Origin of the sequence: Pseudoalteromonas luteoviolacea DSM 6061 (genome assembly GCF_001625655.1) — a bacterium.
GTDB classification, from domain to species: Bacteria; Pseudomonadota; Gammaproteobacteria; order Enterobacterales; family Alteromonadaceae; genus Pseudoalteromonas; species Pseudoalteromonas luteoviolacea.
Window position 1 is genome coordinate 120,546 of sequence record NZ_AUYB01000136.1, and the last position, 23,926, is coordinate 144,471.

Below are 23,926 nucleotides of genomic sequence, written 5' to 3' on the forward strand. Positions count from 1 at the left end.
GCCATTGAATTACCGCGCTTTATTGGCGTTTATGCACGACATATCTGACCTTAAAAATATTTTTGACTCCCAGTTCGGCCAATCTCACAATACGCGATTGGTGCGAGGTGACGCTGAACCCATTTACTTACCTGCAAATGATACCTGCGATTATCATCAAGTTGTATTCGCACATGGATTTTATGCCAGTGCGTTGCATGAAATAGCACACTGGCTTGTTGCCGGCGAAGCGAGAAGGTTGTTAGAAGATTACGGTTACTGGTATTGCCCTGATGGCAGAGATAAAGCGCAGCAAGCTGAATTTGAGAAGGTTGAAGTTAAACCCCAGGCCATCGAGTGGGCACTCAGTGTTGCGGCTAGTTTTAAATTTAATGTGTCCGTTGACAACTTAAACGGTGAACAAACCTGCCGTTTTAGTTTTCAAAAAAATGTACATGATAAAGTGATTGCACTGATCGAGAATGGTTTCAATACTCGTACAGAACAACTTCTTAAAGCGCTGGCCGATTTTTATAAAACACCTTGGCCCTTAACAGCAGAACAATTTTCTTGGCATTGCCCTCAGGAGTTTGAAAATGTCGTTTAAGTTAGGTTTGATAGTTAACCCTGTTGCGGGGTTAGGTGGTGCAGTTGCATTAAAAGGCAGTGATGGTGCAGAGACAGCTAAAATAGCACTCTCGCTTGGTGCAGAACCAAAGTCAAATAATAGAACTAAGCTTGCGCTTGAGCAGTTGGTACCGTATCAGCAGAACATCGAGGTATATACTGCCTCTGGTGAGATGGGAGAGCGCATAGCCAAAGAACTTGGTTTTAGCACCCAAATTATTTATCAATCAGAACTGGAAACAACACCCGAAGATACGGAGGCATTGGCTAAATTACTCGTTGAGCAAAAAGTCGATTTAATCTTATTTGCTGGAGGTGACGGTACTGCTCGAAATATTTGTGCAGTTGTAGAAGATACGGCACCCGTACTTGGCGTCCCTGCAGGCTGTAAGATCCATAGCGGGGTCTATGCCATAACACCAAAAGCAGCTGGTCGAGTTGTTGAGATGCTTATTAATGGTGAGCTTGTAACCCTTGCTGATGCTGACGTGATGGACATAGATGAAACCGCTTTTAGGCAAGGAACTGTCAAAGCGAAACGGTATGGTGAGATGCAGGTCCCTAGTGAAGTTCGCTACGTTCAAAGTGTTAAAAACGGTGGTAAAGAAAGTGATGAGCTCGTACTAGCCGATATTGCTGCATACGTTATTTCAGAAATGGATGAAGATGAACGCTACATTATGGGCTCTGGTTCAACAGTAGCTGCAGTAATGGAAGAGTTGGGCCTTGAAAACACGCTGCTCGGTGTAGATTTGATTCAAGACCACGAATTGCTTGGTCAGGATCTGACCGCCACACAATTACTGGACATGACCCAAGATCAACCTACAAAGCTCGTAATTACGCTTATTGGAGGGCAAGGCCATATATTTGGACGTGGAAACCAACAATTAAGCCCTGCTTTAATTAGGCAAATAGGCAAAGAAAATATTGTAGTGATTGCAACTAAACGTAAGTTACAAGCATTAAACGGTCGCCCATTGATTGCAGATACTGGGGATCAAGCACTTGATGATGAATTGAGTGGATATATTAAAGTCGTCACAGGGTATAATGATCATGTGATGTATGCCGTTGGGCATCAAGAATAACTGAGGAGACAGAATGTCATTTGAAACCTATGTAGAAGCTGCGCAGCAGTTTTTTGATGAATTAGTTGATCGTGCAAATGATGATGAACTGTTTGCCGGTGGCTATTTGCGAGGTCACTTTGATCTAGCGGTAGGATATGCACAAGTTGAAGAATTGGAACTTGCGCCTGAAGAGCTAAACAATAAAATTGAAGAGAGTTTAGTAAAAGCTTACAAAAATGGCGAACTAACAGAAGACGACAAAACACATGTCGTAAACATTTGGGAGCAAGTAAAAGCACTTGCTGCTTAAAGGTAATAAGGGTGAACACTGAAGTGCTCGCCCTTACAGTTACATCTATAAAATCCATTTCCATACGACGAATAACAACGAAAACGCCACAAGGTAAACTAGACCCAATATTGACAACACCTTGACCGCTTTAGGTTGAGCATCATATATCTCTCCTTTTATTAAAGACAAATTGAGCCATGCAAAGAATGGCGTGGTTAAAAATGCCAGAGTCATTGCAAACATAAGCATATCTTTAAGGTTACCTTTAAAAAACAACACAACGACCATACCTAGCCCTGATTGCACAGCAATGATTGCGGATAAACTAAATCTATTCTGGTGCGGTTTAATGATTTTAAGGGATTCATCAAGTGTTCTAGCATAGCCATCGAGTACCGTTAACGTGGTACCAAACATACATAAAAAAGCAACAACAGCTATGAGCCATCTGGCCCACTCACCAATGGTAAGCGCATACATATCGATAAGTTGTTTAGAGAAGGCGACACCTGCTAACTCAATTTTTTGAGCTTGACCGTATTGCAACAACACACCTAATACGAAAAACATTAACGCCAATAATAAGGTCACTCCATATCCGAGGTTAAAATCAAATAGGCTTTGTTTTCTGGTTAATTGATTGGCTTTTAATTTTGTCTTTAACCAAAGTGAATTGATTGCGGAAATTTCGATAGGCGCCGGCATCCACCCCATAAGAGCGACCATAAATCCGAGCAATGCGAGCTCATAGGGAGATGGGGCAACTTCCGGTACGGAGTGTGCGGGTCCATTAGATACCGCCACGACGAGGGCTGCTGTGGTGGCGATACAAAGAAACACCATAATTACTTTACTTGCGCTGTCTAAAAGCTTGTAATGGCCAAAAATTAGGATTGCTAAGCATACGGCCAACAAACCATAGCAGATCGTAGTGAGTGCAAAGCTCCAAGGCAAAATATATTGTAATAACGCCGCTGTCAGCAAAAGTACACCTGCTGAATTGACAACGGCGGCAAGTAAGTTAATAGCAACAAAGAGATAAAACAATGAGGGGTTTTTATCTTTATAACCTTTAACTAAGCTCTGCTTTGTGTGTAGCGTATATTCTACGCCAAACCTAAAAAATGGATATTTAAGTATATTTACTGCGATGATTATCCACAGTAATTGCCAGCCAAACAGCGCTCCTGCTTGCGTGGCTGCTACGAGATGAGAGCCACCAACAGCTGCAGTAGCCATCAATACACCAGGTCCCAATGATTTGCTTTTTGATAATATTCCAGATAACACGACGATTCCTTTTTTATTGGCTATGTTAACTTGTATGTAAATTTATCCAAGTAAAAATTAACAAGCCGTTTTGAGCTGCTACATTATTACCTAATAAAGGCGCTTATCTGGTCGAATCTGACCCTTAATTTCTAACAGGTGATTCGAAGTAGTGCTTCACGAATGCAATAAAAGCCTTAGTCTTTGGAGCCGGGTAGACCAATTGCGGATAGAACAAATAAATATGATTTTTAGGTTGTGCAGTAAATTGTTGTAGTACCTGTTGTAGTGCACCAGTTTGTAATTCTTGTTGAATAAAGTAACTCGCAACTTTAATAAGCCCATGGCCTTTGAGTGCATGATACTTAAGTAAGGTATTATCGTTACTCGAAAGCCAGCCTGTTACGGGTACTTTTTGCTCATCAAATTGCCAAACGCTATTTGCATTCATAGTTAAACATTGATGCTCAGACACATCTGAAGGCACTGCAATTGAAGGGTGGGTCGATAAATAGTGTGGTGCAGCAACCACAGGGTGGTCGTAGCTAAATAACTTTGCAGCAATCATGTCTTCAGGAGGTTTTACTGTCGCTCTAAACCCTAAGTCAAAATCTCTCTCGTTTAAATCATGAGTGTGATAGCTCGCGTCAATTTCAAATTGGATATCAGGGTACCGGGACTTAAACTGAGTACATATGTCGATGAGAAAGGTCTGTGCAAACATACGTGGTGCAGTAAGTCTAAGCTTACCTTCTATTTTTTCGCTGCTTATGCTTCTTTCTATATCAAACAGTTTTGTTCTAAGGTGCTTGCCTTCGGTAAAGACCTGAGTACCGTACTGAGTGAGCTTAACATTTCGTGTAGTTCTTTGTAGCAAAGGAGCCTTAAGGTGTTGCTCGAGCTTTTTAATTTGTTCTGATAAATGACCCTTTGAGATACCAAGAGAAGCAGCGGCTTTGGTATAGCTCAGGTCTTCTGCTAGTTTCACAAATAACATAACAAGCTCTATACGTTTATGTTCTTTCAAGAGAGTAATCCATTAATTTTTTGTTTAGTATAGTGAACAATGTGTTTTCTTTAGCATGGTTTTATTTTTATATAAGAACAATATCATAAGGTTTTTATTGATGTGAACCTAAAGGAAGGCACAATGCGCAAAAGCATTCCAATTCAGCAATATCTCACCAACGCAAGCCATATTGCATATGGATGTATGGGACTTGGGGGAGATATTAATAATGGCGAAGTGTTGTCGAAATACGATATTGTCAAGGCACAGAGTGTTGTTGAGTGTGCTGTAGTCTCCGGAATTAACTTTTTTGATCATGCTGATATTTATCGCAGAGGCCGAGCTGAGCTTGTATTTGGCAAAGTCTTGGCAGACGCCCCTCATTTGAGGGAGCATATGATTATTCAGTCGAAGTGTGGGATCAGGGTTAAAAATGGCGATAACTTTGGTTGCTACGATTTTTCGGCCCAATGGGTAAGACAATCAGTGGATGGTATTTTGAAACGCCTCGGTATTGAGTTTATTGACATTTTAATGCTGCACCGGCCAGATCCACTTATGGATGTAGAGGAGTTAGCGAACGCGCTAAAAAGTTTGATACAAGCGGGAAAAATAAATCATATCGCTGTTTCAAATATGAATCACCACCAAATCGCGATGCTTCAGTCAGCTGTGGACATACCAATTGTTGCCAACCAAATTGAAATGAGTTTATCAAAGCTAGATTGGGTAAATGATGGAGTGATGGTTGGATCTGAGGGTAACAGTAAAATTGACTTTGTGAGTGGCACCCTTGAGCATTGCCAATTAAACAATATTCAACTTCAAGCATGGGGAAGTTTATCAAAAGGCATTTTTTGTGAACAAGGTCTATACTCGAGTAATCAAAATGTAAGAAATACAGCGGAGTTAGTTAAACAATTATCAAATAAGTATCAGGTTGAAGGCGAAGCTATCGTGTTAGCATTTTTAATGCGTCATCCAGCGGGCATTCAGCCAGTGATTGGTACAACGAACGAAAATCGAATTAGAAATGCGGTAGGTGCCCTTAAAGTTAGCCTAGAAAGAAACGATTGGTTCAATTTATACGTTACTTCTAGGGGGGAGGTACTACCATAAAAAAATCATGAAATCATAGATCTCATGGAGCTTTACTATGACTACACATCCATTTTGCAAACTTGAAACAGGTAAGGGGGCAACTTTTGTTGTGACTCCGTGCCCAGGAACTCAAGGTGTTGCGTTATTCTCTTCAATCAAACAACTTAAAGAGCAGGGCGTCAGTGCTGTGTTGACCATTATGAGCGATCAAGAGCTTATTCAGAGTGGGGCATGCGACTTAGAAGCCGTATGTGAAAGTACTCAGGTTAAATGGTTACAGTTAAGCGTGCCAAGTGGCTCAAGTCTTGACGACGAATTCCAGAGCATTGTTCAAAATCAAATCCCAAATATTATGGCAGCCATTTCAGGTGGTAAGGTGATTGCTATTCACAGCAAAGGGGGATCTGGTAGGACACGGTTTGTTATCGGGCTTTTACTGGTTGAACTTGGGATGAGCAAAGAGGAAGCTGGTATGTTAGTCAAGTCGGTTTCAGGACCGAGCAGTCATCTTTCTTATTAAATCAATCTTTGAAGTGCTACTGAGTAAACTACGATAGCAGTTTTAGTGGCACTTCTAACTTCTTGCCAATAACTTCTAAACTTCTTGCCAATAACTGCAAAACTAAAACGCTTTCGCGACCCAAAGTGCTATTTTTAAATTAGAGGTCGTATCAGTTACCTAATCACCTGATAAATAACACTTTTCAAGCTGTTTTTTATTGTCTTGTTCCCATATTGATGTAATACCAAATGGTCATTTTTACTAGTTTTACTAGAGCTTTTGTTTAGTTATTGGTAATAATAAGTGCAACTTTTGACATGGTCTAAAGCTGAAAATCAATACTTTGGTATTGTTTTTATCCAGGGATGTTTGCTTAACACAGCTAACCTTAATGCCACTGGAGTATTTATATGCACTTGTTTGAAACGCACTCTCAACGATTGACGAATGGCGCTCGCCCACTCGCAACCTACATTATTTTCACTGTTGTTTTGCTTATCCTTACTGTCGTAAGCTTTCCATCTAAAGCACTAGTGATTATGTCTGGTGAATTAGATAGGCATTTAAAATCATACAACTATGGTACCAAAGCAGACAATAAGTGGGTGCAGCCAAGTGGTAATTATCAAACCGATTTCAAAGCACTATTTGAGGCGTTTCATCAACAAAATTGGCCGTTGGCAGATGAGTTGGCTCAGGCTGTAAATTATCAAGTAATTCAATTTAGTGATGTTGATACAGATAAAGTGTACTACTTGCTACAAGAGAAATATCAACTGCCAAGTGACAAGTTTATCGGCGGTGGTACTTATGTAATGAACGTAGGTGGTACAAATGCAGTGCTTCAGGCACCACACCCTAAAAGAGATTCTTTCACTGGTACGCAAGCGATAGATGCGTTTTTGTATACACAAACTAAGTTATTGATGCTGGCTGGTACTCGCCGTGATAGTAGTCATGATATTAGTGAGTGCACAGGAACTAATTATTCAGCGAGTGATGTTGCGCACCAAACTGAGTCTTTGTTTCAGGTGGTTCATGAGTACATGAGCGATTTTGATTTAGAAACTGTATTTATCCAATATCATGGCTTTGGAAAAACGACACGTGCAAAGTTACAGGCTCAGTGTGGTACAGATAACGACTTAATGCTTAATTTGAGTGAAAGCGTACGTTACGCCACGAACGATCAGGAGCATAGTATTTTACATTCAATTCGTCGTAGTGTTGAAAGCGAAGGTGTAATAAAAGCATGTGTTTATGGAAATGACACAAGAAGTCTGGGAGGCACGTGGAATGTGCAAGGTCGCCATACAAACGACTCTGTAGATAGTTGCCATAAAAGTGCAGACGCTTCTTCTAAACGTTTTATCCATTTAGAACAAAGCTACGGTGTAAGAAAATATCACCGCAAAGCAATGCAAAGACATTTAAAAACTGCGCTTGATGAATACTTCCAATAATCCATTTGAAACTCGTTGTAATTTGAAAAGGCGCGTGTGCGCCTTTTTTATGTTTTCAGTTTACAATACTGAAAGAGTCTAGCAAGTCATGTTACATGACGACTTGTTGCTTTAAAGTATCTATAATTTTTGCATCAACCCAATAGATATCGTTGTCGTTATTTTTAGTTGCGCGATTAAAGAATAAGTATTTGCCATCTGGTGTGACGCTGGCAGAGGCTTCTCTTACTTCAGTGTTAATTGTGTCTCCCATGTTTAATGCGTCACTCCAAGTCCCATCTGGTTTTCTGAAACTAATATATAAATCTGAATCGCCAAAACCAGACTCTCTTACACCATCCCAAATAATGTAAGAGTCGTCGGGCGCAATAAAAGGGTGGGCATTATACTTACCAGTGTTGACTTCAGGTCCAAGTGCTTTGGGCGTTTGGCGTTTGCCATTTTTTACTTCGGAAATTCTGATTATGTCGCCGCTTTTGTAGTCATCGAAAATATATGTACCTGACTTAGACGCGCTTAATCGCATAATTCCCCAGTCTCTCCTCGAAAATGGCGGGTCAAGACGTTTTAACTGTGACCATCCACAGTTATTCCGTGTCATGTAGTATTGACCCAAGTGCATGGTATTCCCATCCGGTGCGAGAAGCGGCCTTCCGACCCGTGGTCCTATGATTGATTTGTGCCACTGACCATTTTGTAACGTGTAAGAAATTAAGTCCCAGGTTTCTAATTCAAGATCCATTCTAGTGAAATAAAATTCTTTCATATCGGGGGAGAAAAAAGCGTTAACATCCCTGTGTTTACCAGAAACATGACCCGGTGCAAAAACAGTAGGTATGCTCTTTGGCCTTTTCTGACCTAAATATTCGCCAACAAGTGACTTCGACTGCTCGTTTCCTATCGCTTGGTTACTTATAACAAACGCCGAGATTGACATTAATAACGTGTGCAAACGTGTTTTCATTGTGTATTCCTATTTTATAAATTAAGCGCTCGATGAGAGGTAATTTATGAAAAGTTAGGCAAATTCACATGATGTTGTATTGATGTCTTGCTGATTTATAAATGAAAGAAATATAAATTATAAATTCAATGACATACATCAGCTTACTACTGTTTGGAACGTCTTTTTTGGGGTGAGGTAATGGAGGTAATCTTGTTCTTTTAAGCCCGCTTCTTTGGTTGATCGCAGCAATAGATCATTAAGGGCCTTGTCATTTATTCCGCTCTTTAGCGCTTTGCTACACATCTTTATTGTGTCCTTAAACTCTCCTGAATCAAATAACTTGGAAGCAAAGTGAATATAAGCCTGTTGCTGTGTGGCTTCTTCTTTATATATTTTTGAAAAGATCTCCCGATGCATTAGTCCAGCCAAAACGTAATGGCTGTTACGGTGCTGTTTTCCTAGTGCTCTATGCGCGTTAAACAGCATTTCTTTAGCATGGTCCATCTCTCCGGCAAGGTGAAATAAATAAGCAATGATAATGATCGCACTGGGATCACTTGAAGTTTGACTTAATTGTAAGAGCTTACTGCTGGCTTCATTTGCTTTTCCTTCTACGAGCATCATCATAACGAACATCATATTGAACTCCTCCGGGCAATATTTTTGAATATTGCTAGCAGAGTGAGTCAGGAGAGCTTTCAACTCTAATTGTCTGACTTTTAAGTCATCAGGCTTGGCTTTCGATTGAGAGTTTAATGTTTCCAATAACTTTAGCTTGATGGACAAAGCACACAACAGCGTAGCCAGGGCAGGGTCTTCTTGGTATACGCGCTCTTTACGTTTAATCAGATTATCTACTGCATCTAGTTCATCAGAAACATGAAGGACCATCAAGCTCAATCTAAACATACTGGGCGACATATCCTCAACCGGAAATGCTAGCACCTGGGCTGTAGCTAACTCACGATTATCCGTTTGAAAAGCGATATATATTTGCCAATAAAAAACCCTAATTGGGTAATCTTGCCTTGTTTGTGTCTCTGATAAAAAAGCCTTACATGCTTCAAAATCTCGTAGTTCATAATTGACATGGAAAAGAGACCATTTTGCCCATTGAATATTTCTTTCTGTTAAAGGCAGTAGGAGTTTCTTTGCTAGTGTGTAGTGGCCGAGTTTGAGCAGTAAGTTGACTAGCAACTGGTTTCTGGCCTTTTTCAAGTAGTTTGGATATTCCTGATTTCTAAGTTCTTTTAGCTTAAACAATGCACTTTTATACTTTTTATTTTCGATACAGTGATAGGCATGCTTAAACTCTTTAACTTGTAGAGTATGCTCATCAAGAATTGTCACGAGATCTTGCATAGTGTAAGGAACTTCAAGCAGTTGATTACTATGAAAAGGGTATTCACAGGCATAATCAAAGGCGCTTTGTCTTTGCGCCATATACACCAATCTTGTCGTAGATGGCAGTGTGCCGTTTGACACAAGATCGCTCACTAGGTCATACAGGTTTTTAATTGTGTCAATTCGATTGTCTAAAAATACAATATCGTAGGTGTTTTGTCGTGCTGATAGCTCAAATGCACTTCCCGAGCGATACGAGCGCACGTGAGATATTCCTTGCTTGTTCAGCAAGGCTTCTAAAAATCTAATGTTGTCGCTATTGTGATCGACTATTGCAATTTTTAGATCTTTATATTGCACGACTTTCCCTTTTTCGACCTTCGATAATCACTTATAAACTCAAAGTAAAAGAACATTGTTCATAAATTTGGAACGTGTATTCTAATCGCTTTCTTTTCGCAATCATAGATCTAAATTCACTTTCATTTACATTTATTTAAAAAGTGAAATCGTTCCAATAAAAACTAGACGATTGAAAAGAGTATTTATTTTAAATTAGGTCCATTAATACCGCATAAAGACTTTCGCATGCAGTATTAATGAAAAGGGGATGAATAAATTTATGTTGGTATGATTTTCAGGAGAAGAGCTCTTCTACATCGTCTTTAATATCTTGATAAGCATCTTCATCTAATTCCAGAACGTGAAGTATATCGGTTTTTAAATGAACCCAATCTGGAACGGACACAAATCGTTTATTAATTTGTACTAAATGTTCTGCCATTTTCAGTGCCGCCATAGTACAAGCAAAGTCCTGCTCATGAGGTTCTTTAAAGAATTCTAAATCATGATGCCTTAAAATAAGCTTGCAAATGGGCTTAGGCAAATTCCAACTGGTTGCAAGAAAATAGCCGATAGTTGCATGGTTTGTGTTGTAAATAGCACTCTCTTGATCAACTAGCAACATATCGTGATTGTTGTTTGCGCTTGATAACACATTTACATAATCATCAAATTTTAGCGCCATCGCTGGGATGCCCGCATCATGAAACAGGCCAAGCATATGCAGGCTTTCCAATGGCACTTGTACCGGCATTTTCCTGCCGATTAACATTGCAACTTCGGATATTTCGTTAGCTGTGTCCCAAAACCTCTCAAGGCTAATGCAACATTGCGATTGGTCATATGCTTGTTTTAGTAAAAAACCAGTTACTAGGTTAGTTACACTATTTAGCCCTAAAAACATGACGGCTTGTTTGATGTCGGTAATGGTTCGAGAAAAACCATAAGAAGAAGAATTTATCACTTTGAGTACTGCAGCAGACGTCGCAACGTCTGTTGCTATCAAATCAGCAATTTGCCCGAGCTCAGGCTCGCTGGATTGAAGCAGTTCGTGTAATTGTGTGAGGAGTTCAGGTTTTGGTGGGAGTGAAAACCCTTTTTCTACGTCATTGAGAACAATATTATCGATTTCTATCATAACTAATCCACTTACGATGCGTTGTTATACGACGCGATTTTTTTGCACTGAAGTAAGGTTAGTATAGTCTGTCTGTTTCTAATTTTTGTGATTTAACTTAACTAATAGTGCAATTTTGCGTGCAAATTAGCCAACCAGTTGGTAATTCAGGAACGGAATATTGCTTTCGTTAGCTTTGTTAAGTTAAGGTTAGACAATTTTATTGTTTGGGAACCATTATGAGTCAATCTACAGAAGCGGCAGCGCCGAGCGGGGCAGTTGCACGTTTTCTCAATGGGATCGAGCGCGTAGGGAATAAACTACCCGATCCTGCCATTATTTTCCTATCAGCTATGTTACTGATATGGTTACTGTCTTGGATGTTTTCAAGTACTACTTTTGACGCAATTGACCCTCGTACAGGCGAGGCTATTGTTGTTCATAACTTACTTAGTGGTGATGCGCTCGCTAATTTCTTAGCTTCAATGGTGAAGACATTCACTGGCTTTGCACCTTTGGGTGTTGTTCTTGTTGCAATGTTAGGTGTTGGTGTTGCTGAGCATTCTGGTTACATCAATACTGGCCTGAAACTCATGCTTAAAAGAACGCCACAGGCATTATTAACACCATCTATTATCCTTATCGCTATTGTCAGCCATACTGCAACGGACGCTGGGTACGTTTTGGTAATTCCACTAGCGGGGGTAATTTTTTACGCAATGGGTCGTCACCCTCTGGCGGGTATTGCCGCTGCATTTGCAGGGGTGAGTGGAGGCTTTAGCGCTAACTTTATTCCATCTGGTATTGATCCATTATTGCAAAGCTTTACTCAAAGTGCTGCACAAATCATTGACCCAGAAATCGCAGTAAACCCGCTAAATAACTGGTTCTTTACATCAGCATCAAGCTTATTCATCATTCTTTTAGGTTGGTATATTACCGATAAAATCATTGAGCCTAGACTTCAAAATACTAAAGTTGATGGAGATACAAACAGCCTACCTTCTTTCGACGAAGTGAATGCAAAAGAAAAGAAAGCATTTTTAGTTGCATCTGGTGTTATGCTGTCAGGTATTGCACTGCTTATTTATGCTGCAAGCGGCGAAGACTCAGCGTTACGAAGCCCAAGCGGAGCTTTAACCGAGTTTAGTGCTCCATTGATGCAGTCTATTGTGCCACTTATCTTCTTGCTCTTTTGGATCCCAGGCGCTGTATATGGCTTCTTGGTTGGCACATTCAAGTCTTCTAAAGACATGATAGATGCAATGAGCAAGTCGATGGGCAGTATGGCTTACTATATTGTTATGGCGTTTTTCTGTGCGCTATTCATTGCAGCGTTTAGCCAATCGAATTTGGGTGCATTACTGGCAATCGAAGGTGCAGAAGTACTTAAAGCGCTTGCACTGCCGAGCTCAGTAACGGTAATCGGCATTATTTTCTTAACCGCTTTCGTGAATCTATTTGTTGGGTCTAGCTCTGCAAAATGGGCTTTGTTGGGGCCAATCTTTGTACCAATGCTAATGCAGCTTGGTTTGTCACCAGATCTAACTCAGGCGGCATATCGCGTAGGTGATTCAAGCTCAAATATCATTACGCCATTGATGCCTTACTTCCCGCTTGTAGTTGTATACTGTCAAAAGTATGTTAAGGACACAGGTATTGGTACGTTAATTGCTCTGATGATCCCGTACTCTATCGCTTTCCTAGTAGGTTGGAGTATCTTCTTGCTTGCATATTGGGGTCTAGGTATTCCTTTAGGCTTGCAATCTAGTTACATCTATCCAGCTGGGTAAGTTTAAAAAAAAGCCGCTAGTTTAGCGGCTTTTTCTTTATACGGCAGTGTATTGCGCTGTATTAATTACCTTAAACAGCGCAGTTACGGGGAGTCACTAATCAGTAAAAGCCCGCTTTCTATTACTAGGTAGTTTGTCTAGAGAAGGTTAACAGAGAGGAAATCCTATGCCACAAACATAAGGCGGCATAGGCAAAAAAGTCCTAGGCTTCAGCGACAAATATGGCACGCAGTGGAGCAGGGTAGCCCTCGATTGTCTTAGATGGATCTAGTGGGTCTAAGAAGTCTGCTAATGATTCTGTTTCCATCCACTGTGTTTTTCGTTGCTCGTCAAGTGAAGTCACATCTTTATTAACGACTCGAACGTTTTTGAAGCCTACACGCTCTAACCAAAGTTTCAATGCATCGCAGCTTGGAATGTACCAAACATTGCGCATTTTAGCGTAGCGGTCCGTGGGTACCAAAACTGTATTCACATCACCTTCAATTACCAGTGTTTCTAATACTAGCTCTCCACCTTTACGAAGCTGCGCACGCAATTGGCTCAAGAAGTCGATAGGCGAGCGTCTATGATAGAGTACGCCCATAGAGAATACTGTATCGAAGGCTTTTAACTCAGGTAGCTGCTCAACACCTAGCGGAAGTAAATGTACATTTGGGTCTGGATTAAAGTGTTTTATTGCTTGAAACTGACTTAGAAACAAATCCGACGGGTCAATGCCAACTACAAACTCTGCACCTGCACCTTTCATTCTCCATAAATGATAACCAGAGCCACATCCGATATCTAACACGGTACGACCATGCAAGTCACTGATATGAGGTAAAAGCCTATCCCATTTCCAATCACTGCGCCATTCAGTATCAATGTGGATACCGTGGATATGGAAAGGCCCCTTGCGCCATGGCATCATTCTTTTTAATAGATGTTCCACTTGTTTCATATGGCCATCAGAAAGAGCTTCACTGGCCCCAAACTCTACGCGGTCCTCAATATTTATCTGGTCAGTCGTAACCTCTGGTAGGTTTTTTAGTACCTTTTCCCACTTTGGCCAATCTCCATGTTGCGCTTCTTTTTGCCAGTGCGTCAATTGCGCTGGAAGCGTATCTAACCAATGGCTCAATTGTGTTTTTGCAATGGCTGCGTAAAAGTCGGTAAACCAAGCGTTCATAGTGTCCTCGTTATTTAATTGCAATCATTGAACAGAAATTAAAGCATTGGTACCAAACTTGTGTGTTTGAAAAGCCAACGTCGCTCAAACGGTTTAGGTGTGTGCTTAACGCGTCAGTGCGCATAATGTTCTCAATTGCAGTGCGCTTTTGACTGATTTCAAGTTCTGAATACCCATTCTGGCGTTTAAAATCATGATGTAAGTCTATGAGTAGGTTATCCCTGACGTCATTTTCACCTTTAATTTTTTCAGATAGTAGCAGAGCTCCGCCGGGTTTAAGGCCTGCGTATATTTTTTCCAGAACCACTTTTCTTTGCTCTTGTGGTATGAACTGCAAGGTAAAGTTCATTGCGACTACGCTTGCATTTTCAATGTTTACATCATTGATATCACCTAATTGTACATTGACAGGCACATCAGACTTAAAGCCTTTTAGGTGCAGTTGGCAACGCTCAACCATAGGTGCGGAGTTATCAATAGCGATGATTTGGCAGTTTTCTTTGTCAATATTTCGTCTCATGCTCAAAGTCACGGCGCCCAAAGAGCATCCCAAGTCATATAGGTTTGAATTACTTTGCGCAAATTGACCGGCCAATTTACCCATTGTATTGACCATGGTCGCATACCCTGGAACGGAACGCTGTATCATATCTGGAAACACTTCGACGACATTTTCGTCAAAAGTAAAATCTTTTACCCTTTGCTCAGTGGCATAAATACTGTCTTTGCCAGTCACTTTAATACTCTCATACAAAAATAATCTCGCTATTTTAGCATTTTATACTGGATAGTCAGTGATAAATTGAGTAGCTTGGCTACTATTAGTCATAAGAAGTAAAAAATGAGATAAGAAATGGCGAAAAATAAAGTGATTAGCACAGAAGATATCCTATCAACCCTATGTCATTCGGTAACAGAGGTGTTATCTTCTGCAAGTGGCAATCAAATCGCATATTCGGCGATGGTACAAAAAATAACACGTACCTGTATGAGACCGGATATTGGCTGTTTTGTGCTGTTTGATGGTGGGTTTACTGGGCTAGTGGTGACCAATTTCACAGCACAAGCCGCGATGGAAGTGTATCAGGACTATATGCGAAACATGGGCATGCCTGAAAGTGAAATTGCGCAAAGTCATTTGTCTGATGACGTGTCAAATGTGTTGGGTGAGTTAATGAACCAAATTGTTGGTGACTTTACAAACAAAGTGCGAGAGCAGTTGCATACGTCTATTACACAAAACCAGCCTAAGATGATGGCAATCAACAAACAGGTTCAAATTTCAGTCGATACGACTATGGATCGCCCACAAGCCAGACGTGTGACTTTTACAACTCAAGGTCAGAATATATTCTATCTTGAGCTTGCAATGGATAAAACAGAGTTCATTAAGTTACATGACTTTGATATCTCTGAAGCTGTCGACCCAGATGACATTATTGCAAACCAGTCAAACGCCACAGCAAAAGCAAAAGCTCAAAAACCTGATGAAAAGCAGGAAGATGCTGCTGATGATGACTTTATGGCAGAGTTAGGCCTGTAAAAGCTCAAAAACATGCCATGCAGCTTTTGGTGCATGGCATAGATTATTCGTTCACATCCGTTGCAGATTCGAGTAGGTCGTACGCTTCTGCAAATTGAAAGCGAGACACCATCACCTTCAATTCGTTAATCGTTTCCAAATCAAGGTATTCGCTGACTTCTAGTTGTTCTACTAACTCTGTAGCCTTAGAATCGTATTCTTTCAGTGCCATTGCAAAGTCACTGACAGAGCAATGCGGCGCGGCGGCTTTGGGAGGGGATATTCTATTTTTAATAGCCGAAATATTTTGTTTGGTTGCTTGCAAGTGTTGTAGAAGATCATCTAAGAGCTGCTCATTAATGTTGTCTTCTTTTATTTGCTGTTCTAATTCTTGTGCCAAGTCCGCCAAGTAGGTCATGGATAAATTGGCACCAGCTCCTTTAACCGCATGAAGAATATGCAATGCGAGTTCATAGTTGCCAATTTCTATAGCTTGTTTGAGGTTGATAATTTCCTCAACTTGTTCAAAAACAAATTTTTCTAAAAGTTTGTAATAAATGTCTTCATTGCTTGCTGCACGTCTTATTCCGTCTACCACATCTATGCCAGTGAGTTCGATTTCACCCTCTGATGTTTGGTCCTGTGTATCAGGTGCATCTACGGGTATTTCGTCGGGCAATAAATCAGGTTTTGTTACCTGTAAAATTGATTCGATTAACCCTTCAACATCGATAGGCTTTGCGACATGACCATCCATGCCCGCATCTAAACACAGTTGAATATCAGGCCCCATGGCATTTGCAGTCATGGCGAGTATGGGCAGGGCGTTGTGTGACGTAGTCTCTCGAATAAGCTTAGTTGCCTGCACGCCATCCATGACTGGCATTTGCATATCCATTAAGACCACATCAAATTGATTGTCTTTGACTTTTTGTAACGCAATTTCGCCATTATTTGCCACACTGACTTGAGCTCCATGGAAAGACAGTATCTCTACAGCAATTTCTTGATTTACCGGTTGATCCTCCGCGACCAATACATGAATGCCTTGTAAGCGCTTGTCGGGTTTATGTGCTTGATGAGGAGGTTTTGAACTTGAGTTTGCCATTAGGCATGCTTGTAAACAATCAACAAGATTAGAAGGGTTAAGTGGTTTGAGCAACATGCTGCCAAACAGGGTTTTCTGAGCATCGTTAAGGGCAATGTCGTGTCCATGGGCTGTAACCAGCACATAATGACCCTCAACGTTGAGAGACTTTAATTTGGTTGCTGTCTCTACCCCATCTAAATTGGGCATGAACCAATCAATAAATAAAATATCGTAAGCGTGTTTTTGCTGTTGCAATTGCTCTACGCATTGGCTGCCACTTGAAAACGTGGTAACCACTAGACCTAAACCTTCGAGCATTTCGCTGAGAATATCTCTTGCGTCTTCGCTATCATCGACAATGCATGCTGTCTTGCCAGTAAATTTTTTCGCTTCTTGTGATAAATACGTCGCTTGATTATTAATGATTAGAGGCAAAGTAAAGTAAAACTCAGCGCCTTTATCAGGCTCACTCTCTACAAAGATTTCGCCACCCAAGAGCTTTACAAGTTGTTGTGAAATTGTCAGGCCGAGGCCTGTTCCGCCATATTTTCTTGTTGTAGATGCATCGGCTTGCGAGAAAGATTGAAATAGCTTTGTTTGTTGCTCTTGGCTCATTCCAATGCCAGTGTCTTTTACAGAGAAAGTTAGTTTTGCTTGGTCGCCTTCTAAGCCAAGCATGGAGATTGACACAGAAACACAGCCTTGTTCGGTAAACTTAACAGCATTGCCCGCTAAATTAATGAGCACTTGAGAGATTCTTAGTGGGTCTCCTAAGTAGTTAATCGGTAGGTCTGTTGGGACGTTAAAAATAAATTCTAGCTTCTTCTCTTGTGCCTTAATACCAACAATGGTCGCAACATTATCGAGCACTTTGTCTAATTGGAAAGGGATATGCTCAATATCAATCTTTCCGGCCTCAATTTTTGAGAAATCCAAAATATCATTTATCAATTTCAATAGTTGTTTGGCCGCGTAATCTATTTTTGTCACATAGCCTTCTTGCTGTGTTGAGAGTTCGGTGTTGAGAGCTAAGTGGGCCATACCGATAATTGCATTCATAGGGGAGCGTATTTCATGACTCATATTGGCCAAAAACTCTCCTTTAACTTGAGCATTTTTATCGGCTTCATCCTTCGCTTTTAACATTTGACGCTCGAGTTCGTTGCGCTCTGTGACATCTAAAAATGTGCCTACAACTCCGCCAACCTGGCCTAGGCTGTCAAAAAATGGCGCCTCATATACCACCAGTTCTCTCATTTCCTTCAAGCTGTTTTCCATCGATAATGCAAACGAGTGAGCTTCTTTTTGGTCAATTGTTTGTTTTGATTTGGTTTCTAGATAGCTTGCTGTTTGCATATCAAACACTTGATTAAGGTGCGAATCTGACACTTCCACTTCAAACTTATCTATAAATGATAAGAAAGCACGATTCACCCCCATGAAAATGCCCTGTGTGTCTCTATAATAGGTTGGATTAGGAATTGCGTTGATTATGTGAAGCGTTAGCTCAAGATGGGCAGCAAGCGCATTTTCGGCTTCTATCTGTTTCTGGGTGTTCTCACTAAGTCTGAGTTGAATGCTCAAGTCTTCGGACAGTAAATTTAAGCAGTGCTTTTGACCATCACTGATAGGGCCAGTCAAAGCGACCACAGCAGCACCCGCCAATTCCTCATTAATGACTAAAGGCAAGTACAGTACAGAATGCAACGCTATAGAGAGTTCGTTTTTGGTCAGCACAGCATTTTGAGAACTGCTTTCAAAAGATTGTGTTGCTTTGTCAGCCTTGAGCTTTTGTACTTGGGTAGAGGATTCGTCAAATAATGTGGGAAAACCGATGCAAACATGTTCAGTAAAGGCATCGTCGCTGTGACTAAAAATTGCCACGCTCGGAGCGTTAAAGTGATGAGCTAAAAAATTTGCCGCTGTTATTCGCATGTCTTCAGGGTCAACACAATGGCGCACTTCTCTGCCAAACGCGTGCCTAATTCTGGCAATATCCGCTCGCTCATCTAAATTTTGATAGGTAAGTGATACGGCCTCGACGACATCTGCCATCTCACCCTCTAACCCTTTGGGCAATGCAACAGCATCATTGGAGGAGTTGTTAATACAAAATGCTTGATGCAATGCATTAAACGGGGCTACCAAGCGTTTCGTGAGATATAAATACGCTGCAATGCCCAATAAAATAAGTGACGCCAAGATAGTAGCCAAAGTGATCAGCAATCGTCCTTGAATGCTCTCAATTTGGTTTTGGGTAAGACGTATTTGCTGCTCTGTCTGGTCCAAAGCACGAGATATGTCTGTGGTACTGTTTTGGTTTGCATTTGTAAGTGCGTCGCTATCAAGGTTATATCTTGATTGACCAATGTCACTGACTAACAGTTCTTCTGCGATATTGTATAACACGAGATAGCTGTTAACTGCGTCTATAGTTGACTTAGTGCTAGTGTCGGGCTGGAGGAGAGGCTGAATGGCTTCAAATTGTATTCTTAGGCTAATGAGCTCAGCACTAGCTATACTTCGACTTGTAGAGTCTTTTTTAAAGTCATAGCTTTTCAAACTAAAGAATAGTTCGGCACGCATGGATTGCAGATTTGCAAAGGCTTCATGTTGGCTGTTTAAAGTATTAAAGCGATGCATATATTTTGACATATCTCCATGCCACCAAAATAGAGATATGAGCCCTGTGATCAGCAAAACTGAGAGCATTACAAAAAACGAATGAAACATTGTTTTTGTTGGCATAACTTACTTTCCAAAACTTTACTAATATTAACAATAGACCGCGGAGGGTAATTCACAAGCGATGCAATCACATACGGTAAAAACGGAAGGTGCGAAAGGAGTGTTTACATGGCAAACATCCTAATTGTCGACGATGTTGCAGAGAACTTACAAATTCTGCAGCTTATTTTACGTAATGAAGGCCATAAGGTTTTTGCTGCTATCAGTGCAGAAGTTGCATTGAGGATTGTGACCGAACATCTACCTGACTTGATAATCTCAGATATCAAAATGCCACAAATGAGTGGCCTTGAGTTTTGTAAGGAGCTTAAAGAGTCAGCAGCTACTGCGCAAATCCCAATTATATTCGTGAGCGCGCAGAGTGATACGGACAACATAGTGGCCGCTTTAGAGGTGGGAGGGGTTGATTATATCACTAAGCCATTAAAGCCCGCTGAGGTTATTGCTCGCGTAAATACACAACTAAAAGTAATAGAAGCGCACAAACTGGCTGTTCGACAGCATTTGTCTCACGTAATGAATCAAATGGTTGTTGGGGTTGCACATGAAATAAATACGCCTTTGGGCACAGCAATCACCGCTGTAACTCATTTTGAGAGTATTCTAAATGAGTTACGTAGTGCTTTTGACAATCAAACATTGAGCGCGGAGCAGTTGTCTGTAGGGTTTGAGGATTCGCAGGAGAGCGTGGGATTGTGCGAACGGAGTTTGGTTAGGGTTGCCAAGTTTGTGAAAATGCTCAAAGAGATAGCTCAAGTAGAGCGACCAAGTTGCCCCCGCGACATAAATGTGAATGAATTTTGTGAAAAGCTAAAAGAGCGTTGGAATAATGAATCTGTTAAGCTTGAACTACATATCTATGCGCATATGCTAAAAGCAGATGATGAGGTTTTATCTACTGTAATAGATAACTTGATCTCTAACTCATTGGCTCATGGCAATTTACATGGCTCAAAGCCAATAACGATTGAGTTTAATAAAGCTGAGCATGGCGTTCAGATAACCTATTACGATCACGGGCAAGGCTTGCAAAACTTAACCGTCGAAGAATTACTAAAACCTTTTGTTACGACTAAAAGAGGAAATGCGGGGCATGTAGGGCTAAGTGCTTCCGTCACTGCCAATTTAATTAGCAATGCGTTGTATGGCAGCTATCAAATTTTTGAGCAAGGGAGGGGGCTTGAATGGGTGATTGAAATCCCATCTGAAGCTGGTTGATCTGCATCAATGAACTAAACTAATCAACTTCAATGCGGACATAAGTCCTTATATGTGGCCCTTTATTTCACTAAGCTCGCCGAGCAAAGATTTTATATCTTTATTCTAAAGGTTAATTATAAATAATTCTTCTAATTAATGTTTTGAATTGAAGTCACGCAATTAAATTGGTGGAACCATTATGCAACAGCTACCTACAGTTGATTATAAGTCAGAAACAGCAGCAAAAGAATTTGTTGAGTCTCTACGTAACACAGGTTTTGGTGTTTTAAAAAATCACCCAATTCCGAAGGAGTTAGTAGAGTCTATCTATAAAAACTGGCAAGAATTCTTCTACACAGAAGAAAAGCACGACTTCCTATTTGACAAGGACACTCAAGACGGCTATTTTCCACCGGAAGTTTCAGAAGTCGCTAAAGGCTTTACTGTAAAAGATATTAAGGAATATTTTCACGTTTATCCAAAAGGGCGCGTTCCTGCTCAGTTAGAAGCTGAGATTAGAGAGTACTATCGCCTTGCGAATGAGTTTGCTGCTGAGCTATTAAGCTGGGTTCAAGCTGAAGCGCCAGAAGATGTACGTGAGAAGTTTTCGATCGATCTTAAAGATATGATCAAAGACTCAGACCAAACGTTACTTCGTGTACTACACTACCCACCAATGACTGGCGATGAAGAGCCTGGAGCAATCCGCGCAGCTGCACATGGTGATATCAACCTACTAACTGTATTGCCAGCTTCAAATGAGCCTGGTCTTCAAGTTCAAAGAGGTGACGGAAGTTGGTTAGACGTGCCATGTGATTTTGGGTCATTAATTATCAATATTGGTGATATGTTACAAGAAGCGTCTGGTGGTTATTTCCCATCAACAATTCACCGTGTAATTAATCCAACAGGTAAAGCGAGCGATAAATCTCGTATATCACTGCCATTATTTTTACACCCTAAACCAGAAGTGGTTTTATCTGAGCGTTATACTGCGGATTCTTACTTACAAGAACGTCTACGCGAATTAGGTGTTAAATAACATACTGATTAATAAGTATTAAACGGCCTTGTGTAGGCCGTTTTTTTTTGCTCAAATACGGCTGGAAATCGATTTTTTCCTGACAATTAATCTAAAGTGTGCAATATTAGAATTTCTCAAACTGAGAAAAAATAATAAAAAACTTAATGACAACGCTGTCATTTATTGTGTAACATCAAATCAACATGACTGAATACTGTGTCGCGATGAAATTCGCGTTCATATCTTACTTCTTAGGGGTCGCTTAATGATGGCTAAACAGGTTGAACAAGACCAGTTGTATATAGGTATCGATGGAGGAGGGACAAAGTGTCGAGCCACCATCTACTCGATTAAAAACGGCGTTTTGGGCACTGGTCTCGGTGGGCCCGCTAATCCACTTCATGGTTTTGAAAGAACAATAGAATCGATCATGGTATCGACACAATTGGCGTTGCAGGATGCTGGGCTTAGAATTGAAGCTGTGCATAACCTCTACGCAGGCTTAGGGCTTGCTGGTGTAAACCTACCTGCACTTCATGACAAAATTATGAGATGGGACCACCCATTTAAGCAAATGTTCTTAACAACCGATTTGCATACAGCGTGCATTGGCGCACATGAAGGCGGTGACGGTGCAGTAATTATCACTGGGACAGGTTCTTGTGGTTTTGCGATGGTTGATGGTGTTTCTGTTAATTATGGCGGGCATGGGTTTGCACAAGGCGACATGGGCAGTGGCGCTTGGATGGGTCTTGAAGCAGTTAAAGCAGCGTTGTTGGGAATTGATAAGTTAGGTCCAGAAACGGTTTTAAGCGAAACACTTAAACAACACTTTAACACAACGACTGCAATGGGGATTGCTGAACAAATGGCTGGTAAACCTTCTAGCAGCTATGCTCAGTTAGCACGTTTCGTGCTCGCCGCCGCAGAAGATAAAGATCAAGTAGCACTTCAAATCGTTGAATCGGGCGCTAAATATATCAGCAACTTGGCTCATAGGTTGATGGAAAATAACCCGCCGAGATTATCTATGATTGGTGGCCTATCAGAACCTCTTCGTAAATGGCTTGACCCTGAAATTGCAAAGATTGTTGAATCTCCAAAGCAGCCGCCTGAAATGGGCGCAATTTTCTTTGCAATCCAAAGTGTTGAGCAGCAGTCAGAAAAGGCGGTTTAAAAATGAAAAAGTATTTGGCAAGTCAATTTTTTGATGGGCACAAATTAAAACAGAACGTCGAGTTTCTGGTTGTTGATGGCAAAATTTCATTTGCAACGCAAGACTCAAACTTGCATGCGGAAGCATTAGATGGCTTAGTTGCCCCTGGCTTTATTGATGTTCAAGTTAACGGTGGTGGCGGTGGCTTCTTCAACGCGGAGCAATCAGTTGACTGCTTGAGAACAATAGTATCTGCTCATGCAAAATACGGCTCTACGGCGCTCATGCCAACTTTAATAACAGATAAAATTGAAGTGATGGAGCGCGCAGCAGATGCAACTGCGCAAGCTATTGCTGCCAATGAACCTGGTGTGGTTGGCATTCATTTCGAAGGTCCGCATTTATCACACCCTAAAAAAGGCACTCATAGCGAACAGTTTATAAGACCTATCTCTGAGCAAGAATTTGCAGTATATGCAAGGCAAGATCTAGGTATCAAGATGGTAACACTGGCGCCTGAGACTGTTCCGTTGACAGATATAAAGCGCCTTATTGAACTTGGAGTAAAAGTGAGCATTGGCCATTCAAATGCTGACTTTGAAACAACAATGGCCGCTTTGGAAGTTGGCGTTGATGGGTTTACGCACTTGTTCAATGCAATGTCTGCTTACACTTCAAGAGAGCCAGGTGTGGTTGGTGCCGCACTTTGGGAAGACAATGCTTGGTGTGGTTTGATTGTTGATGGACATCACGTCCACCCTGCATCTGCAAAACTTGCGATACGCTCTAAGCAACGTGGCAAAATCATGCTGGTAACTGATGCCATGCCTCCGGTTGGAACGAATGATATGGAGTTTGACTTTTTTGATGGTCGTAAGGTGATCCGAACAGGTGATCGCCTGAACTCTACAACAGGAGAGTTAGCAGGCAGTGTGCTTGATATGGCAAGTGCAGTTAGAAATACAGTAAATACGCTCGACATTACTTTGAACGAAGCGCTTAGAATGGCCTCTTTGTATCCTGCACAATATCTAGGATTGAACAGGAAAGGGCATTTATTAGAAGGTGCTGATGCAGACTTCGTTTTGCTGAATTATAGTCAAGAAGTCTTAAGTAACTTCATTGGCGGCTACAAAATTTAAAGTTCCCTGGGTAAAA

General features: G+C 41.0%; 20 protein-coding genes. 12 read left to right on the forward strand and 8 right to left on the reverse strand.

What is annotated here, in order from left to right:
- Window positions 1-31 precede the first annotated feature (31 nt).
- Genes N475_RS21445 through N475_RS21455 form a run of 3 tightly spaced genes read left to right on the forward strand, consistent with a single transcriptional unit; the run spans window position 32 to window position 1,989 of the window.
- Complete coding sequence (locus tag N475_RS21445; RefSeq protein WP_063357971.1) at window positions 32-586, forward strand: elongation factor P hydroxylase; 555 nt, start codon at window positions 32-34, stop codon at window positions 584-586.
- Window positions 576-1,697 carry an ATP-NAD kinase family protein gene (locus N475_RS21450; protein ID WP_063357924.1) on the forward strand — a complete coding sequence of 374 codons (1,122 nt, stop codon included), beginning with the start codon at window positions 576-578 and terminating at the stop codon, window positions 1,695-1,697. Before N475_RS21445 ends, N475_RS21450 begins: the two co-directional genes overlap by 11 nt.
- A gap of 13 nt (window positions 1,698-1,710) precedes the next feature.
- Window positions 1,711-1,989, forward strand: a complete 279-nt coding sequence (locus N475_RS21455; protein ID WP_063357925.1) for a YfcL family protein — start codon at window positions 1,711-1,713, stop codon at window positions 1,987-1,989.
- Window positions 1,990-2,034: 45 nt separating this feature from the next.
- On the opposite strand, the gene N475_RS21460 is transcribed toward N475_RS21455, so the two are convergent.
- Window positions 2,035-3,210, reverse strand: coding sequence for an NRAMP family divalent metal transporter (locus N475_RS21460; protein WP_063365940.1), 1,176 nt, complete (start codon window positions 3,208-3,210; stop codon window positions 2,035-2,037).
- A gap of 175 nt (window positions 3,211-3,385) precedes the next feature.
- Window positions 3,386-4,267: a LysR family transcriptional regulator gene (locus N475_RS21465; protein WP_063357926.1), complete on the reverse strand. Its 882-nt coding sequence runs from the start codon at window positions 4,265-4,267 to the stop codon at window positions 3,386-3,388.
- A 123-nt stretch (window positions 4,268-4,390) separates the two neighbouring features.
- On the opposite strand from N475_RS21465, the gene N475_RS21470 reads away from it, so the two are divergent.
- The 3 genes from N475_RS21470 (at window position 4,391) to N475_RS21480 (ending at window position 7,315) form a co-directional block, all read left to right on the forward strand.
- Window positions 4,391-5,368, forward strand: a complete 978-nt coding sequence (locus tag N475_RS21470; RefSeq protein WP_063357927.1) for an aldo/keto reductase — start codon at window positions 4,391-4,393, stop codon at window positions 5,366-5,368.
- 37 nt (window positions 5,369-5,405) lie between these two features.
- A complete protein-coding gene (locus N475_RS21475; RefSeq protein WP_063357928.1) occupies window positions 5,406-5,870 on the forward strand; it encodes a protein-tyrosine phosphatase family protein in 465 nt (154 codons plus the stop codon).
- A gap of 392 nt (window positions 5,871-6,262) precedes the next feature.
- Window positions 6,263-7,315: a hypothetical protein gene (locus tag N475_RS21480; protein ID WP_063357929.1), complete on the forward strand. Its 1,053-nt coding sequence runs from the start codon at window positions 6,263-6,265 to the stop codon at window positions 7,313-7,315.
- Between the two features lie 91 nt (window positions 7,316-7,406).
- Here the strand turns inward: N475_RS21480 and N475_RS21485 are convergent, their stop codons facing one another.
- From N475_RS21485 to N475_RS21495, 3 genes are all read right to left on the reverse strand, one after another.
- Entirely contained in the window at window positions 7,407-8,279 is an 873-nt protein-coding gene (locus tag N475_RS21485) for a TolB-like translocation protein (RefSeq protein WP_063357930.1), read from the reverse strand.
- 138 nt (window positions 8,280-8,417) lie between these two features.
- On the reverse strand, window positions 8,418-9,965 hold the full coding sequence (locus N475_RS21490; RefSeq protein ID WP_063357931.1) for a response regulator: 1,548 nt from the start codon (window positions 9,963-9,965) through the stop codon (window positions 8,418-8,420).
- Between the two features lie 277 nt (window positions 9,966-10,242).
- Window positions 10,243-11,085, reverse strand: coding sequence for an HDOD domain-containing protein (locus N475_RS21495; RefSeq protein ID WP_063365931.1), 843 nt, complete (start codon window positions 11,083-11,085; stop codon window positions 10,243-10,245).
- Between the two features lie 218 nt (window positions 11,086-11,303).
- Here N475_RS21495 and N475_RS21500 point away from each other — a divergent pair, with 218 nt between their 5' ends.
- Complete coding sequence (locus tag N475_RS21500; RefSeq protein ID WP_063357933.1) at window positions 11,304-12,857, forward strand: AbgT family transporter; 1,554 nt, start codon at window positions 11,304-11,306, stop codon at window positions 12,855-12,857.
- Between the two features lie 202 nt (window positions 12,858-13,059).
- Here N475_RS21500 and cmoB read toward each other — a convergent pair whose 3' ends face one another.
- Window positions 13,060-14,028 carry a tRNA 5-methoxyuridine(34)/uridine 5-oxyacetic acid(34) synthase CmoB gene (cmoB, locus tag N475_RS21505; protein WP_063357934.1) on the reverse strand — a complete coding sequence of 323 codons (969 nt, stop codon included), beginning with the start codon at window positions 14,026-14,028 and terminating at the stop codon, window positions 13,060-13,062.
- Window positions 14,029-14,038: 10 nt separating this feature from the next.
- Window positions 14,039-14,764, reverse strand: coding sequence for a carboxy-S-adenosyl-L-methionine synthase CmoA (gene cmoA, locus N475_RS21510; protein WP_063357935.1), 726 nt, complete (start codon window positions 14,762-14,764; stop codon window positions 14,039-14,041).
- 117 nt (window positions 14,765-14,881) lie between these two features.
- Here cmoA and N475_RS21515 point away from each other — a divergent pair, with 117 nt between their 5' ends.
- Complete coding sequence (locus tag N475_RS21515; RefSeq protein ID WP_063357936.1) at window positions 14,882-15,571, forward strand: DUF3334 family protein; 690 nt, start codon at window positions 14,882-14,884, stop codon at window positions 15,569-15,571.
- 43 nt (window positions 15,572-15,614) lie between these two features.
- Here N475_RS21515 and N475_RS21520 read toward each other — a convergent pair whose 3' ends face one another.
- A complete protein-coding gene (locus tag N475_RS21520; protein WP_063365932.1) occupies window positions 15,615-19,388 on the reverse strand; it encodes a PAS domain-containing hybrid sensor histidine kinase/response regulator in 3,774 nt (1,257 codons plus the stop codon).
- 108 nt (window positions 19,389-19,496) lie between these two features.
- Here N475_RS21520 and N475_RS21525 point away from each other — a divergent pair, with 108 nt between their 5' ends.
- From N475_RS21525 to nagA, 4 genes are all read left to right on the forward strand, one after another.
- On the forward strand, window positions 19,497-20,606 hold the full coding sequence (locus N475_RS21525; protein ID WP_063357938.1) for an ATP-binding response regulator: 1,110 nt from the start codon (window positions 19,497-19,499) through the stop codon (window positions 20,604-20,606).
- Between the two features lie 181 nt (window positions 20,607-20,787).
- Entirely contained in the window at window positions 20,788-21,630 is an 843-nt protein-coding gene (locus N475_RS21530; protein WP_063357939.1) for an isopenicillin N synthase family dioxygenase, read from the forward strand.
- Between the two features lie 247 nt (window positions 21,631-21,877).
- Window positions 21,878-22,789 carry an N-acetylglucosamine kinase gene (gene nagK, locus N475_RS21535; protein WP_063357940.1) on the forward strand — a complete coding sequence of 304 codons (912 nt, stop codon included), beginning with the start codon at window positions 21,878-21,880 and terminating at the stop codon, window positions 22,787-22,789.
- Window positions 22,790-22,791: 2 nt separating this feature from the next.
- A complete protein-coding gene (gene nagA, locus N475_RS21540; protein WP_063365933.1) occupies window positions 22,792-23,910 on the forward strand; it encodes an N-acetylglucosamine-6-phosphate deacetylase in 1,119 nt (372 codons plus the stop codon).
- Window positions 23,911-23,926: the final 16 nt, after the last annotated feature.

What these genes read in the sequence shown, in the direction of transcription:
- N475_RS21480 (WP_063357929.1), top strand. Translation starts at nt 6,263, where the DNA reads ATGCACTTGTTTGAAACGCACTCTCAACGATTGACGAATGGCGCTCGC.
- N475_RS21525 (WP_063357938.1), top strand. Translation starts at nt 19,497, where the DNA reads ATGGCAAACATCCTAATTGTCGACGATGTTGCAGAGAACTTACAAATT.
- N475_RS21530 (WP_063357939.1), top strand. Translation starts at nt 20,788, where the DNA reads ATGCAACAGCTACCTACAGTTGATTATAAGTCAGAAACAGCAGCAAAA.
- N475_RS21520 (WP_063365932.1), bottom strand. Translation starts at nt 19,388, where the DNA reads ATGCCAACAAAAACAATGTTTCATTCGTTTTTTGTAATGCTCTCAGTT.
- N475_RS21515 (WP_063357936.1), top strand. Translation starts at nt 14,882, where the DNA reads ATGGCGAAAAATAAAGTGATTAGCACAGAAGATATCCTATCAACCCTA.
- N475_RS21470 (WP_063357927.1), top strand. Translation starts at nt 4,391, where the DNA reads ATGCGCAAAAGCATTCCAATTCAGCAATATCTCACCAACGCAAGCCAT.
- nagK (WP_063357940.1), top strand. Translation starts at nt 21,878, where the DNA reads ATGATGGCTAAACAGGTTGAACAAGACCAGTTGTATATAGGTATCGAT.
- N475_RS21500 (WP_063357933.1), top strand. Translation starts at nt 11,304, where the DNA reads ATGAGTCAATCTACAGAAGCGGCAGCGCCGAGCGGGGCAGTTGCACGT.
- cmoB (WP_063357934.1), bottom strand. Translation starts at nt 14,028, where the DNA reads ATGAACGCTTGGTTTACCGACTTTTACGCAGCCATTGCAAAAACACAA.
- nagA (WP_063365933.1), top strand. Translation starts at nt 22,792, where the DNA reads ATGAAAAAGTATTTGGCAAGTCAATTTTTTGATGGGCACAAATTAAAA.
- N475_RS21495 (WP_063365931.1), bottom strand. Translation starts at nt 11,085, where the DNA reads ATGATAGAAATCGATAATATTGTTCTCAATGACGTAGAAAAAGGGTTT.
- N475_RS21450 (WP_063357924.1), top strand. Translation starts at nt 576, where the DNA reads ATGTCGTTTAAGTTAGGTTTGATAGTTAACCCTGTTGCGGGGTTAGGT.
- N475_RS21455 (WP_063357925.1), top strand. Translation starts at nt 1,711, where the DNA reads ATGTCATTTGAAACCTATGTAGAAGCTGCGCAGCAGTTTTTTGATGAA.
- N475_RS21445 (WP_063357971.1), top strand. Translation starts at nt 32, where the DNA reads ATGCACGACATATCTGACCTTAAAAATATTTTTGACTCCCAGTTCGGC.
- N475_RS21485 (WP_063357930.1), bottom strand. Translation starts at nt 8,279, where the DNA reads ATGAAAACACGTTTGCACACGTTATTAATGTCAATCTCGGCGTTTGTT.
- N475_RS21475 (WP_063357928.1), top strand. Translation starts at nt 5,406, where the DNA reads ATGACTACACATCCATTTTGCAAACTTGAAACAGGTAAGGGGGCAACT.
- N475_RS21460 (WP_063365940.1), bottom strand. Translation starts at nt 3,210, where the DNA reads ATGGCTACTGCAGCTGTTGGTGGCTCTCATCTCGTAGCAGCCACGCAA.